Source organism: Qipengyuania soli, from assembly GCF_015529805.1.
GTDB lineage: Bacteria > Pseudomonadota > Alphaproteobacteria > Sphingomonadales > Sphingomonadaceae > Qipengyuania > Qipengyuania soli.
Genome location: NZ_CP064654.1, coordinates 1,910,696 through 1,924,561, shown reverse-complemented (window position 1 = coordinate 1,924,561; position 13,866 = coordinate 1,910,696). Strand labels below are relative to the sequence as shown.

Genomic DNA, 13,866 nt, shown 5'->3' with positions numbered 1-13,866 from the left:
ACTTGTTGCTCCCGAGGGATCGCCGGTGGCGCGCGATGCCTGCGCAACCGCATCGGCCACCATTGCTTTCGATTTCGAGGGGGCATCGCAATCGCGCTGCGTAATCGAAGGAGAGCGATCCTTCGCGGTACTGGTGAGCCCCGAACACGCGCCCCCGATCAATCCCAGTCCGTGGTACGCCTTCCGATATGAAGTGAAGCCAGGCGACCCGGTGTCTGTCCGGCTGGATTACCTTGAGGGCGAGCATCGTTATCGCCCCAAGGTGGCCAGCTCGCAGGGTTTCGCGGTGATGGACCCTTCGGTTTCTGCCGACGGGAAGAGCGCCACGATCGAACTGCCCGCAGGTGCGGGTACCGTAAGCGGTCAGGAGCTTTTCACCTCATCCCGGTATGCCGGCCTTGCGTCCAGGCTCGCCGCCACCGGAGTGGCGCACAGCGAGGTTATCGGTCTTAGTCGCGATGGTCGGCCAGTAGAGGCGATCCGTATGGGCGACGAAACCGCCTCGCGCGTCGTCTTGCTGCTCGGGCGTGCCCACCCTCCCGAGGTAAGTGGCGCCGTTGCAATGGAGGCCTTCGTCGAGGAGATCGGCAGTCTTTTCGCGAACGGAAGTATCGATGGAGCGCGTCTCCAGTTCATCGTCATACCACTGCTCAATCCGGATGGCGTTGCGCGGGGGCATTGGCGGGCAAATCTGGGGGGGCGTGACCTCAATCGCGATTGGGGAGATTTTACCCAGCCCGAAACCCGTTCGGTCGGCGAATTGCTGAACGGGCTTGGCGAAGGCCGCAGCCCGGTGCTGATGGTCGACTTTCATTCAACCAGGGAAAACCTGTTCTACGTCCAGGGCGAGGACGAGACCGATGCCGCAGAGGAGCGTTTCCTCTCAGCATGGCTCGGGTCACGAACGGAAAGCATCGCAGGCTACCCCTTCACCATCGAGCGGAGGAACGCCAATCCGGGCTCTGGAACATCGAAAAACTGGTTCCATGAGACCTACGACATTCCGGCCTACACGTATGAAGTCGGCGACGAGACCGACAGCACTGCTACGTCCCAGGCGGCGAGAGAGCTTGCTCGAGGGCTTGTTCCAGCTCTCGAGGAACTCGCGGCCGCGCGCTAGATCGTCGCTCCACCGTCGACCACGATGGTCTGGCCGGTAGTCCAGCGGGCTGCTGGCGACGCAAGGTAGACCGCAGCGCCCGCAATATCATCGGGTTCCCCGATCCGGCGCATCGCGAGCGCCCGCTCGGTCGCCGCCAAGGCCTCCGGATTATCCCACAGGGCCTTGGCGAAATCGGTCTTCACCAGGCCGGGGGCGATTCCGTTGACACGGATGCCATGCTTCCCGTTCTCTGCCGCGTAATTGCGAACCAGTTGGAAGTCGGCCGCCTTCGATATGCAGTAGGCCCCAATGGTCGTCGATGCGCGCAGCCCGCCGATCGAACTGATCACTACGATCGCGCCGTCTCCCTTGGAGCGCATGTCGGGCAGGGCAAGCTGGATAAGCCAGTGATTCGAGATGACATTGTTGTCGAGGATCTTGCGGAACTGTTCGTCGGCAATTCCGTCCATCGAACCATAGTAAGGATTGCTGGCAGCATTGCAGACGAGGATATCGACCGGCCCGAGTGCTGCCTTGGTCTGTGCGAAAAGGTCCTCGAGCTGGGCTTTCTCCGAGATACTGGCAGCAATGGCGACAGCAGTGCCATCACCATGAACCGAATTGATTGCAGCGGCCACTTCTTCGCAGGCGTCCTGCTTGCGGCTCGAGATGACGACCCGCGCGCCCTGTGCGGCGAGCCCTTCGGCGATTGCGCGGCCGATACCGCGGCTCGACCCGGTGACAACGGCGATTTTGCCGGTGAGATCGAATGATGACATCGTGCTTCTCCTGTTGGGGGACAAAGAAAAAGGGCCCGAAGCGTGAACTCCGGGCCCTTTCTTTCCTGGATCGCGTCGATCAGAACTTCGTGCGAAGGCCGATGCGATAGTTGCGTCCGATCCCGTTACCGATGAAGGGGTTGTAGCCGAGCGGCAGGTAAGCCTGGGCCGGCTCTTCATCGAAGATGTTGAGGACCGCTGCGGTCAGCTGCACTTCAGCGAAGGTGATCGGGAGCGTGTAGTTCGCCACCAGGTCATGCTGCGTATAGCTGCCGCTGTTCTTGCCGTAGTTGCTGCCAGCCGGAACACCGGAGATGGCGAAGCAGGGGTCGGCCGTGCAGCGTTCGTCGAACACGCTGTCGATATAGTTGACCGAGTAGCGCAGGTTCAGGCCGCTGGTGTTGAGGTTGACGTAACCGTTGGCGCGCCATTCGGGCAGGGTGCCCGGATCACGGAAGTAGTTGCCGAAACCGACGGCGTCATACGCCGGCGTGACGAGGATGTCGTTCACGTAGAAGTCGTCGGTCTTGTACTCGATGTTCCAGGTCGCGTTGCCACCGATCGAGATCACGCCGAAGCCGGCTTCGATGTCGTAGTTGGCGGCAAAGTCGATACCCCTGACCTTCACGTCCGGACCATTGACGTACTGGGTGCGAACGCGGGCAATATCGAGCCCCGTGGTCGTGCCCTGGGTACAGGCATTGCCCGAGAAGGTGATCAGGTCGACCAGTTCGCTCGAACAATCGACCGCGGCGGTACCGCTCGTCTGGTTGTTGCCCACGTAGCTGGCAATGGCATCGGCCGGGGTAATGACGATCTGGTCCTTGAAGTCATAGGTCCAGAAGTCGGCGCTGAAGGTCAGCCCACCGGTGTTGACGATAAAGCCGAGGTTATAGGTAAGCGCGGTCTCCGGCTTGAGGTCGGGATTGCCGTAGATGTCGACCGACTTGTAGTTGCCGCCGGTCGCGGTCAGTCCCTGCAGCGCCGTCACGAAGTTCGGATCGACGTTGCTGGCCAGAGGGCCGCGGAAGGTGGTGCCGATGGAGCCGCGCAGCGTCAGCCAGTCGGTTGCCTCAAAGCGGACAGCCGCCTTCGGATTGATCGTCGAGCCGATCGGATCGCCGTAATCTTCGTAGCGGATGGCTGCAGTCAGCTCGAGATTGTCGAGAATGGGCAGCTGCAACTCGGTGAAGAGTGCGTAGACGCTCTGGTCCAGCTTAGTCGGGCGGGTGCCGCCGAGGAAGATGAACGGACCCACGCCCTCGGTCGGCGTACCGACACAGCTCGTGTCGCCTTCACGGAAGCAGGGGTTGATGTCGAGGTTCGACGTATCGTCGAGCGGACGGCTGATGAAGTTGTTCTTACGGTACTGGGCACCGACAGCGAAGGCGACTTCGCCGCCGGGCAGTTCGAAGCCCGTGCCGCCCGAAAGGACCGCATCGGCAATCCACTGTTCTTCACGCTGGAAGGTGCCGTTCGGAACCTGCAGCCATGCGACCAGATCCGGATCGTTCTCGAAACCCGGCTGGTAGTAGGGGTTGGCGATATCCAGCGACGGGTTCGAAGGTCCGGCAAGGACGAACGGGTTGAACCACTGGCATCCGTTGGCCCCTGCGGTGGTGCCGGTACAATCTGCACCGCCGAAACCGTTGAGTGCGGCCTGCAGGCGCGAACCGATGATGCCCGGGGCATAGGCCGTACGAGCCGAACGCCAGTAGGTACCGTCGAGATCGAGCACCAGGTTGTCGCCGATATCGAACTCGAACCCAGTGTTGATGCGCCATGCGTTGTTCTTCGCAAGGCCCTGGCCCGCACCGCGTTCTTCATCGCGCGGATTGCCGATGAAGCCGAACGGGCGGTAGTAGACGTTGGTGACCCGGAAGAGCGTGCCGTTGGCTCCGCCCGACTGCGGCAGGCCCTGCTGCGTCAGGAATGCCGCCACCGCCGGGTTATTGACCGAGGTGGTGAAGGCGCTGACGAAACCGGAACCGTTCGGACCCTGCGTCGGCGGGAAGGCTGGCGAATAGTTCAGGCTCTCGAGATCGGTCTTTGCCCAGAGCGCGCTGGCGTGCCAGCGAGCCTTGTCGGACAGGTCGGCATCGGCCTGCGCGTAGACCTGGTAGCGGTCCTCGTCCTCGGTGATGTTGTCGAAGGGAATGTAGGTGAAGCGACAGACCGGCGGAGTGTTGTAGCCGCCGAGCTCGTTACAGCCCTTGTCCTGCGAGAGGATCGTGTTGACGCCGGTATTGCCGATATACGTCACGGCGAACAGGCCGGGTGTGGCAAGAGCCGAATAGCCGGACGCGTTCTGGTCATATGGCTGGCTGGTATAGGAGCGAGCCGTGGTCGCGAGTTCGGACCGGTGCTGCCAACCGGCACCAACCAGCAGGTTCACGTCGCCGAAGTTCTTACCGACCAGCGCGCTGATGTTGTAGTTGCCGTCCGACCCGTCGATGAAGGTCCAGTCGCCCGCCACTTCGACGCCGTCGAAGTTCTTGCGGGTGATGAAGTTGGCAACACCGGCGATTGCGTCGGAGCCATAGGTGGCTGCTGCGCCGTCCTTCAGGATTTCGACCTGCTGCAGGGCGAACATCGGAATGAAGTTCGTGTCGCTGAAACCGTCGCCCGGAGCCTGGATCGTACGCTTGCCGTTGACGAGGACGAGGGTGCGCGTTGCGCCGAGACCGCGGAGGTTGATCGAGCCATTGCCCTGGAAACCCTGGGCAGCGGTCGAGAACTGGTTGGTATCGCCGAGGACCGACCCGACCGACGGCAGTTCCTTGATCAGTTCGAGCGGCGAGGAGATGCCCTTGTTCTGGAGCTCTTCGTTGGAAAGCACGTCAACCGGAAGAGCAGCGTCTTCGGGTGTGCCGCGGATATAGGAGCCGGTGACGACGATGCGGTCTTCGGCGGCTGCGGTATCCTCGTCTTCCCCGCCCTGGTCCTGCGCGAAGGCCGGCGATGCCAGCAGTGTGGAAACGGCCAGCGCACCGATGGCGCAGGTGTGACGCAATCCAAACTTCCTCATCAGTATCTCCTCTCCTCCGGGTTGGCCCTTTTGAGCACATACCCTGTCATCGAAATTGAACTGGTGTCCTTGTTTTATGTCAAGGGTTAACGGATAAATGTACGCTTCAAGACGTCGAATGCCGTACCGTCGTTTCGAAAATGTCGCACTTTCGGCAAGGTCTAGAACTTCCCTCCCCCTTCGGCGCGGCTCTTCAGATAGTCGCTGACCGGCAGGCCGTACTTTTCCAGACCGGCGACGACTGTATCGAGACCGATGGTCTCGGCCCAGTGCATCGGGCCGCCCGTGTAAAGGGGCCAGCCGTAGCCGTTGATCCACACGACATCGATGTCGCTGGAACGCTGGGCCATGCCTTCCTCGAGGATTTTCGCGCCCTCGTTGACCATGGGGTAGAGCAGGCGCTCGCGGATTTCGTCTTTGCTGATTTCGCGCTGTTCCTTGCCTTCCTTGGTGGCGAAGTCGGCGATGATTGCTTTCACCTCGTCCGACGGGGTCCGGTTGCGGGCCTCGTCATAGTCGTAGAACCCCTTGCCGTTCTTCTGGCCGAAGCGGCCCGCCGCGCACAGTGCCTCGCGGATCGTGGTGACCTTGGTCGGATCACGATGCCAACCGATATCGATGCCGGCGAGATCGCCCATCTGGAACGGGCCCATGGGAAAGCCGAATTCCAGCAGCACGTCGTCGACGTCCCAGTAGTTGGCGCCTTCCATGATCAGCGCATTGGCCTGTTCCTGGCGCTTCGACAGCATGCGGTTGCCGATGAACCCGGGGCAGACGCCCGACACGGCGGCGACCTTGCCGATGGTCTTGGCAAGCTTCATCACCGTCGCGAGCACATCGTGCCGGGTTTCTTTGCCGCGCACGACCTCCAGCAGCTTCATGACATTGGCGGGCGAGAAGAAGTGCATGCCGAGCACGTAGCCCGGCCGCTTGGTTGCGGTGGCGATTTCGTCGACGTCGAGGTAGCTGGTGTTCGACGCCAGGATGGCGCCCTGCTTCACCACTTCATCGAGCTTGGCGAAGACCTGCTTCTTGACGTCCATGTTCTCGTAGACCGCCTCGATCACGAGGTCGCAATCGGCAAGATCGTCGTAGGAAAGCGTCGATGTCAGGAGGCTCATGGCGTTTTCGACCTGTTCGGTGGTCATGCGCCCGCGCTTGGCGGTGTTCTCATAGTTCCTGCGCATTGTCCCGGTGCCGCGCTCAAGCGCATCCTGGGCCATTTCGAGGATCGTCACCGGGATGCCTGCGGAAAGGAAATTCATCGAGATGCCGCCACCCATAGTGCCGGCCCCGATGACGCCGACCTTCCTAATCGGGATCAGCGGCGTGTCTCTTGGCACATCGTCAATCTTGTTGGCGGCGCGCTCGGCGAAGAAATAATGCCGCATTGCCGCGCTCTGCGTGCCGGTCATGAGCTTCATGAACAGCTCGCGTTCCTTCTTTACCCCGTCGGCGTAGGGCAGCTGCCCCGCCGCCTTGACCGCCTCGATCGCGGCATTGGGTGCGTCGAAGCCACGGATCTGGCGGGCCTGCGAGGCGCGGAAGCGGTCGAACAGGTCGGGGTCGCGGACACCGTCTTCATTGGCCGTACCTTCCGAGGCGCGCGGGACCGGCTGGCCGATCTTCGAGCGCGCGAAGGCAATCGCGTCGGATTCCAGCGAGCCTTCCCCAACTATTTTGTCGAGCAGGCCGATCTCCTTGGCCTTCTTCGCCGAGATGGGATTGCCGCCGACGACCATTGGCAGTGCTGCCTCGGCGCCGACTAGCCGCGGCAGGCGCTGGGTTCCGGCAGCACCGGGGATCAGTCCGAGCTTGACTTCCGGCAGCCCCATTTTCGCCGACGGCACTGCGACGCGGTAATGGCAGGCTAGGGCAACCTCGCACCCGCCGCCAAGCGCGGTGCCGTGAATCGCAGCGACCACCGGCTTGTCGCTGGCTTCCATTGCGTCGAGCGCTTCGGGAAGGTTCGGTCCGACCGGCGGCTTGCCGAATTCGGTGATGTCGGCGCCTGCAAAAAACGTCTGCCCGTCGCAGCGGATGACGACGGCCTTGATACTGTCGTTGGCGAGTGCCTCGCCGATGGCATCCTTGAGCCCGGCGCGCACCGCTTGGCCCAGCGCGTTGACCGGGGGATTGTCGGAAATGACGACAAGCACATCGTCGTGGCGTTCGGTGCGGATGGGCGAGGTCATGGCGTTCTCCTCAGGCGTAGCTGTCGGTGAGGGCGGAATAGATCAGCGTCTTGAGCTGACGGCGGATGGGATAGGTGGACGAGGGGTAGACCTGCGTCATGAAGACCATGGTGATCCGCTCGACCGGATCGACGAAGAAGGCGGTCGAATAGGCACCGCCCCAGTAGAACTCGCCCATGCTGGACGGCATCAGCGTCTTCGCCGGATCGATCACCATGGCGAAACCGAGTCCGAAGCCGGTCCCCGCATTGTTCGCTTCGGAGAACAAGCTGCTAGACATCTGCGTAAGGTCGGCATTGTTCGGCAGGTGGTTGGTGCGCATCAGGCGCACGGTCTTGGGGCTGAGAATTCGTGCGCCGTCGAGCTCGCCACCGTTCAGGAGCATGGCCGAGAAGCGGTGATAGTCGGCGATCGTGCCGATGAGGCCGCCACCGCCGCTGTCGAAAGTTGCGGGATTGACCAGCTTGCTGGTCGCGCCCGCGCTGATCATGCGAGGCGACTGGCCCGGGCGATAGGCATAGGCATCGACGAGACGCTCGATGTCGTCCGAATTCACACCGAAGCGCGTGTCGTTCATGCCAAGTGGTGCGAAGATGTTCTTTTCGAAATACTCGCCCAGGCGCATCCCGCTGATGCGCTCGACAGCAATGCCCAGCACGTCGGTCGAAACCGAGTAGTTCCATCCCTGTCCGGGGGCGAACTCGAGCGGCAGCTTCGACAGCTTGTCGATGAAGCCGTCGCTCTCGAGGTGATCGCGGGCGAAGTCGAAATTGAGCTCGCGGTAGACCGCATCGATGTTGTTGCGGTTCTGCAGTCCGTAGGTGAGGCCCGACATGTGGGTCAGGAGGTCGACGAAGCGGATCGGGTGGGCCGGCGCACCCGGAGCGAAGGGGATGGAGCCGCCGCCACCAGCATAGATCTTGAGGTCGGCGAATTCAGGAAACACGCGCGTCACCGGCTCTTCCAGGGCCACCTTGCACTGTTCGACCAACTGCATGAAGGCGACCGAAGTAATCGGTTTGGTCATGCTCGCGATGCGGAACAGCGCGTCATCGCGAAGTTCGCGCTTGTCGTCGCCCATGGTACCAAGGCGGGTGTAGTGCACCGGAACTCCATTGCGCGCCACGACCAGCTGGGCATTGGGCAGGCGACCCGATTCGATATAGGTGCTGGCCAGGAATTCGGGGATTCGCGCCAGTCGTGCACCGTCGAATCCCAGCGTTTCCGCACCTGCCAGCTCGAACATCAGTATCTCCCTCGCCGCGCATACCTATGCTTCGGTTTTGCACGAATAGCGATTTCATCTGTTCTTGCCACCCTCATACCTTACCTTCGAAGCCCGCTTGCGCAGAATGCCGGTTGAAGGTTAGACCGAGCATTGGAGAGGGAGTCGCCGCGCAGACGGCGGCCAAAGAGGATTATTGATGAACGACCTCGCACGCGCGATCGGCTGGACGCCGCCCGAAGGCTGGCCGGCCATGACCCGCGATGAATGCCATGCCCGGCTAACCGCCCCCGGCGCACGCTTCGAAATGGAAACGATCGACATTCGCGGCGTGCCAACGCGCGTATGGAAGAATGCCCCTGCCAATCTGCGCGTCATCGCCATGGCGGGCCGGGCGCATGGCGAGAGACTGTTCACGATCTACGAGGATGAACGCGTAACCTACGACGCGTGGTTCCGCGCTGTCGCCAGGCTCGCCGCCGAATTCCAGTCCCGGGGTGTGGCGAAGGGCGACCGGGTTGCACTTGCCATGCGCAACCTTCCCGAATGGCCCGTGGCTTTCTTTGCCGCTGCGGTGATCGGGGCGATCTGCGTGCCCCTGAATGCCTGGTGGACCGGGCCGGAGCTCGCTTTTGGCCTGGCAAATTCGGGCGCGAAGCTCCTTGTCTGCGATGAAGAGCGATGGGAGCGTATCGCCCCGCATGAAAGCGAGTTTCCGGACCTCGAAACCATCTTCGTATCCCGCGCCACAGCGGCTCCCGAGGGGACGGAGCGGCTCGAGGACGTCATCGGCAGGCCCAACGACTACTCTGCATTGACCGAGGCAGAGCTGCCGGATGTCGAAGTCGCGCCCGACGACGAGGTCACGATCTTCTACACCAGCGGCACAACCGGGCAGCCCAAGGGAGCGCTGGGAACCCATCGCAACCTCGCCACCAATATCCTCTCCAGCGGCTGGAGCATTGCGGTGGCCGCACTGCGCCGCGGCGAGGAACCGCCCGCACCGGTCCAGAGAGTGGGGCTGACGGTTATCCCCCTGTTCCACGTCACCGCATGCTCGGCTGGCCTGATGGGCTCGATCGCAGCCGGGCACACCATGGTTTTCATGCACAAGTGGGACCCGGTTAAGGCATTCCAGCTCATCGAGCGCGAGAAGATCAACTCGACCGGCGGGGTTCCGACGATCGCCTGGCAGTTGATCGAACATCCCGAACGCAAAAATTACGACCTCTCTAGCCTCGAGGCGATATCCTACGGCGGCGCGCCTTCGGCCCCCGAACTGGTACGCAAGATATACGAGACCTTCGGCGCGCTGCCCGGCAATGGTTGGGGTATGACCGAGACCATGGCGACGGTCACCGGAAACAATTCCGAGGACTATTTCAATCGCCCGACGAGTTGCGGCCCGCCGGTCGCCGTGGCCGACCTCAAGATCATGTCCGAGGACGGCACGACCGAAATGCCCGTCGGCGAAGTGGGCGAACTCTGGGCGCGAGGCCCCATGATCGTGAAGGGATACTGGAACCGTCCCGAAGCGACGGCCGAGACATTCATCGACGGCTGGGTCCGCACCGGCGACCTCGCGCGCCTGGACGAGGAGGGCTTCTGTTACATCGTCGACCGGGCCAAGGACATGATCATCCGCGGGGGTGAGAACATCTACTCCTCCGAGGTCGAGAATGTGCTCTACGATCACCCGGCCGTCACCGATGCGGCGCTTATCGGCATACCCCATCCGACTTTGGGAGAGGAACCGGCGGCTGTCGTTCACCTCGCACCAGGTACCTCGGCAAGCGAGGAGGAACTGCGCGCCTGGGTCGCCGACCGGTTGGCCCGGTTCAAGGTGCCGGTGAAAATCGCCTTCGTCGAGGACACGCTTCCGCGAAACGCGAACGGCAAGATCCTCAAGAAGGATCTGGGGTCCCTCTTCGCATGAGCAAACCCGCAGCAACCCGCAAGTTCGGTGAAAAACGCGAGGCGATAATTCATGCGGCCGCGGTGCAGATCAACGAAGTGGGGGTGCAAGCAACCACACTTGCGGAAGTTGCCAAGGCCATCGGTCTGAATGCCACCAGCGTCACCTATTACTTCCCGCGCAAGGAAGGATTGGTCGTTGCTGTTTACGAACAGACGCTTTCATTAATGGAGCAGATGGCGAACGACGCGCTGGCGCAAGCGGACCCGTCATCGCGCCTAAAGCATTTCATCGCCTCGCACGTCGCCTTGCGAAAGCGCATTCGGGCGGGCGAGAGGGGCCTAACGACCGCGCTGTCGGAAATCCGCACGCTCGATGCAGATGTGCAGGAACCGCTGATGGCGCATTACCTGCGCGTGGTGGACATCGTCCGCCGTTTTTTCGGCGCATGGCGCGACAGCGACGAGCGCGCCCTTTTCTCTGCACGCGCGCACATACTGCTGGAAGCCGTAATGTGGTGGCCGATCTGGTCGCTGCGCTACTCGGTCCTCGATTTTGCGAGGATTGAGGCGCGCCTCTTCGACGTGCTTGCAAACGGCCTTCCTGCCGAAAGAGGCAGGTTCGAACCGCAGCGACTGATCGGGAACTGGCGCACGCACGACGATGCCGATGCCGGCCAGAACGAAGCCTTCCTGCGGGCAGCGACCGTGATGATCAACAAGCTCGGCTATCGCGGCGCGTCGGTCAATCGCATCGCCGAAAGCCTTAACGTGACGAAAGGCAGCTTTTACCACCATCACGATGCCAAGGATGATCTGGTCCTCGCCTGCTTCCAGAAGAGCTACGATCGCATGTCCGCCGTCCAGATCGGGGGTCTGGGTATCGGAACCGATTACTGGACCAGACTTTCGAGCGTGCTGGCCGAGCTGGTCGACCTGCAGTTCTTCGACCCTACACCGTTGTTACGGACAACCGCGCTGCAGGCGCTCGACGCAGATCACAAAGTAGATGTGGTGACCCGCTCGAACCGGCTGGCACGCCGCTTTGCCGGTATGCTCATCGACGGCATCGCCGACGGTTCGGTCAGGCCAATCGATCCATTGGTGGCAGGTCAGGTGATCATGTCGACGGTGAACTCGGCGTACGAGGCGCGGCACTGGGCAGAACGTTTCGGTGAACCCGAAGTCGCGATCAGGACATACTTGTCGGCTTTGTCGGAAGGGATGCTCGCGCCTTCACGCTAGCTCGCGCGGCTCCTTCACTCGCAGCAGCATGATTGCCAGTGACGCGATGAGCGATGCCGAGGCGGCCACGATCAGCGGGGCATAGCCCATCGCCGCGATCGCGAGGCCGGCAAGGACCGGCCCGATTGACGAAACGCCCCCTTCGACCGTGGTGAGCAGGGCGAGGCGCATCGGCACGTCTTCGTGCTCACCGAACTCGAGCACTAGGGTTATCGCCGCCATCATCCAGCCGGAGAAACCGAAGCCGAGCATGACAAATGCCCCATGGAGGATCCAGCCGTCGCCCAGCACCAGCAGCATCATGCCGGTAATACTTGCAATCAACGCTCCTACGTAGACGATGCGGAAGCCATAGCGGTCGCCCAGCGCGCCCCAGGCAAGGTTCGAGAGGGTGTCCGCAGCCAGGAAAGCCAGCGAAAGCGATCCGATCAGCGCACCGCTGAGGCCGAGGCGGTCGCCGACATAGAGCGTCCAGAACGGCAGTCCGACCCGCGCGATGGCGGCGAGGGCATGTGCGACGAGGAAGCCGCGAAAGCCCTTGTGTGTGAGAAGTTCCCCGAACTGGCCCAGCCTTTCGCGCAAGGGCATTACCGGGCGCAGGCGAGGAGCATCGGGTTCGCGAATGCCGAACTTCAACGCGACCAGCCCGACCGAAGTCAGCAGGAAGGCGAGCAGGAAGGTGGTCGCGTATCCGTTGCCGAGCCAGCGCTGCTCGATGAAATAGTGTCCGGCAAGCCAGGCGAGACCTGCGGCGATCAGCCCGCCGATCATGTTGCGGATTCCCTGCAGGCGGCCGCGCCGTGCGATCGGGATAACCTTCGCCATGAGCATCTGGAAGGCCACGCGCTGTGCGCCCGAGAAGAAGCCGAGCAACAGGAATGAAAGCAGGGTGACGGCCAGCAGCGCCGTGCCCTGGAGCGTCCAGGCGGCAATCGCCAGCACGAGGATCATCACGCGCATGAGCGAACCCACCCCGATGGCATAGGGCAGGATGCGGCTGCGGCTCTCCACCCGCGCGCCCGACAGGATCGGCGAAATCGTTCCGCCAAGTTGGAGCAGGGCAGTTCCCAGCCCAACCGCTGCGGGGCTTCCGGTCAAAAGATAGAGATAGGCAGGTATGATCGTGGGAGCGTAGATCAGGCGGAAGCCCGTCATGCCGAAGACGCCATGCGTCAGCGTGGCGGAATAGTTCCGCCTGAGGTGCTTCTCCACGTAACGATGATGGCGCTCCCAGGCGGCATCGCCACCGGGGAGCGCCTCAAGTTCCTCGCCCGCGGGGGCGAGCGCGTCGCTCAATAGCCGCCCAGTTTCGCGAAGCGGTGCTTGAGCCAGCCGGTCGATCCGAAGCTCGCCTCGAGCACGCGAGCGCGCTTCAGATAGAAGCCGACGTCGTATTCGTCGGTCATGCCGATGCCGCCGTGCAGCTGGATGCCCTGGTTGCTCATGGTGTGCAGGACCCGGTTGGCCTCGGCCTTGGCGATGGTCGCCGCGCGTGCCACGCCGAAGCCGCTGTCGACTGCCTGCAGCCCTGCCTCGACCGCGCTGCGCATCTGCGCAAGGTCGGCGAAGAGGTCGGCCATGCGGTGCTGCAGCGCCTGGAAGCTGGCGAGCACCTGGTTGAACTGGACGCGCTGCTTCAGGTAGTCGAGCGTCACGTCGAAAACCTGCTGTGCCATGCCGAGCATTTCCGCTGCAGTGAGTATGCGAGCGCGATCAAGGACGTCGTCGAGCAGGCTGTCGCCACCTCCAGTGAGCTTGTCGGCCGTCGCACCGTCGAAGGTCACGTCGGCGTGGCTGCGCTGGTCGGTCAGCTTGCGCGTGGTCAGCGAAACGCCATCGCCCTTTTCGACAAGGTAGAGCCCGTCCTTCGCCGCGACCACGAAGAGGTCGGCGCCGTGGGCTTCATGCACGAAAGCCTTGGTGCCGCTGATCTTGCCGCCCGAAACCGAAGTCTCGATCTTCGCTGGATCATGCGAAGCGCCCTCGTCGACAGCGAGCGTTGCGATGGCCTCGCCGCTGGCCAGCTTCGGAAGCCACTTGGCCTTCTGCTCGTCACTGCCGCCCAATACGATTGCGGTCGCCGCGATGGTGCTCATCAGCAGCGGGCTGGCGGTCAACGTCTTGCCGAGTTCCTCGATCACGAGGCCGGCCGACATGAAGCCGAAGTCCGAACCGCCGTGCTCTTCGGGGATGATCACCCCGGTCCAGCCCATCTGGCCCATCGTCGACCATGCGTTGCGATCGAAGGCTTCCGGGGCGCCACTGGCGCGGACCTTGCGGAATTCGGTAACCGGGCTTTCGTTGACGGCCCATTCGCGCGCCATGTCGCGCAGCATTTCCTGTTCTTCGTTGAGAACTGCCATTGTCCGTGCTTCCCT

General features: G+C 62.6%; 9 protein-coding genes. 3 read left to right on the top strand and 6 right to left on the bottom strand.

The annotated features are described in order from the left end of the window. Positions 1 to 25 precede the first annotated feature (25 nt). On the top strand, positions 26 to 1,120 hold the full coding sequence (locus IRL76_RS09600) for a M14 family metallopeptidase (RefSeq protein WP_200981140.1): 1,095 nt from the start codon (positions 26 to 28) through the stop codon (positions 1,118 to 1,120). Here the strand turns inward: IRL76_RS09600 and IRL76_RS09595 are convergent. The 4 genes from IRL76_RS09595 to IRL76_RS09580 form a co-directional block, all read right to left on the bottom strand. Continuing rightward, the gene (locus tag IRL76_RS09595) at positions 1,117 to 1,881 is read right to left on the bottom strand and encodes an SDR family NAD(P)-dependent oxidoreductase (protein ID WP_200981139.1); all 765 of its coding nucleotides are present in this window, start codon (positions 1,879 to 1,881) and stop codon (positions 1,117 to 1,119) included. The two genes, IRL76_RS09600 and IRL76_RS09595, sit on opposite strands and share 4 nt — an antisense overlap. A gap of 79 nt (positions 1,882 to 1,960) precedes the next feature. Continuing rightward, positions 1,961 to 4,909 (bottom strand): TonB-dependent receptor, encoded by a 2,949-nt coding sequence (locus tag IRL76_RS09590; protein ID WP_200981138.1) that lies wholly within the window; start codon positions 4,907 to 4,909, stop codon positions 1,961 to 1,963. Positions 4,910 to 5,070: 161 nt separating this feature from the next. Further along, positions 5,071 to 7,104 carry a 3-hydroxyacyl-CoA dehydrogenase NAD-binding domain-containing protein gene (locus tag IRL76_RS09585; protein ID WP_200981137.1) on the bottom strand — a complete coding sequence of 678 codons (2,034 nt, stop codon included), beginning with the start codon at positions 7,102 to 7,104 and terminating at the stop codon, positions 5,071 to 5,073. Between the two features lie 10 nt (positions 7,105 to 7,114). After that, positions 7,115 to 8,350, bottom strand: a complete 1,236-nt coding sequence (locus tag IRL76_RS09580; protein WP_200981136.1) for a serine hydrolase domain-containing protein — start codon at positions 8,348 to 8,350, stop codon at positions 7,115 to 7,117. 178 nt (positions 8,351 to 8,528) lie between these two features. Between IRL76_RS09580 and IRL76_RS09575 the strand changes: the two genes are divergently transcribed. Together IRL76_RS09575 and IRL76_RS09570 are read left to right on the top strand one after the other, a co-directional pair. Next, a complete protein-coding gene (locus IRL76_RS09575) occupies positions 8,529 to 10,265 on the top strand; it encodes a class I adenylate-forming enzyme family protein (RefSeq protein ID WP_200981135.1) in 1,737 nt (578 codons plus the stop codon). Further along, the gene (locus IRL76_RS09570) at positions 10,262 to 11,488 is read left to right on the top strand and encodes a TetR/AcrR family transcriptional regulator (RefSeq protein WP_200981134.1); all 1,227 of its coding nucleotides are present in this window, start codon (positions 10,262 to 10,264) and stop codon (positions 11,486 to 11,488) included. The genes IRL76_RS09575 and IRL76_RS09570 overlap by 4 nt, the downstream gene beginning before the upstream one ends. Here IRL76_RS09570 and IRL76_RS09565 read toward each other — a convergent pair. Beyond that, positions 11,480 to 12,784: an MFS transporter gene (locus IRL76_RS09565; RefSeq protein WP_246449649.1), complete on the bottom strand. Its 1,305-nt coding sequence runs from the start codon at positions 12,782 to 12,784 to the stop codon at positions 11,480 to 11,482. The genes IRL76_RS09570 and IRL76_RS09565 overlap by 9 nt on opposite strands. Beyond that, positions 12,781 to 13,851, bottom strand: a complete 1,071-nt coding sequence (locus tag IRL76_RS09560; protein WP_200981133.1) for an acyl-CoA dehydrogenase family protein — start codon at positions 13,849 to 13,851, stop codon at positions 12,781 to 12,783. Before IRL76_RS09560 ends, IRL76_RS09565 begins: the two co-directional genes overlap by 4 nt. Positions 13,852 to 13,866: the final 15 nt, after the last annotated feature.

Excerpts from the sequence above, each read along its gene's own strand:
- IRL76_RS09595 (WP_200981139.1), bottom strand. The coding sequence starts at position 1,881 with ATGTCATCATTCGATCTCACCGGCAAAATCGCCGTTGTCACCGGGTCG.
- IRL76_RS09590 (WP_200981138.1), bottom strand. The coding sequence starts at position 4,909 with ATGAGGAAGTTTGGATTGCGTCACACCTGCGCCATCGGTGCGCTGGCC.
- IRL76_RS09585 (WP_200981137.1), bottom strand. The coding sequence starts at position 7,104 with ATGACCTCGCCCATCCGCACCGAACGCCACGACGATGTGCTTGTCGTC.
- IRL76_RS09580 (WP_200981136.1), bottom strand. The coding sequence starts at position 8,350 with ATGTTCGAGCTGGCAGGTGCGGAAACGCTGGGATTCGACGGTGCACGA.
- IRL76_RS09575 (WP_200981135.1), top strand. The coding sequence starts at position 8,529 with ATGAACGACCTCGCACGCGCGATCGGCTGGACGCCGCCCGAAGGCTGG.
- IRL76_RS09570 (WP_200981134.1), top strand. The coding sequence starts at position 10,262 with ATGAGCAAACCCGCAGCAACCCGCAAGTTCGGTGAAAAACGCGAGGCG.
- IRL76_RS09560 (WP_200981133.1), bottom strand. The coding sequence starts at position 13,851 with ATGGCAGTTCTCAACGAAGAACAGGAAATGCTGCGCGACATGGCGCGC.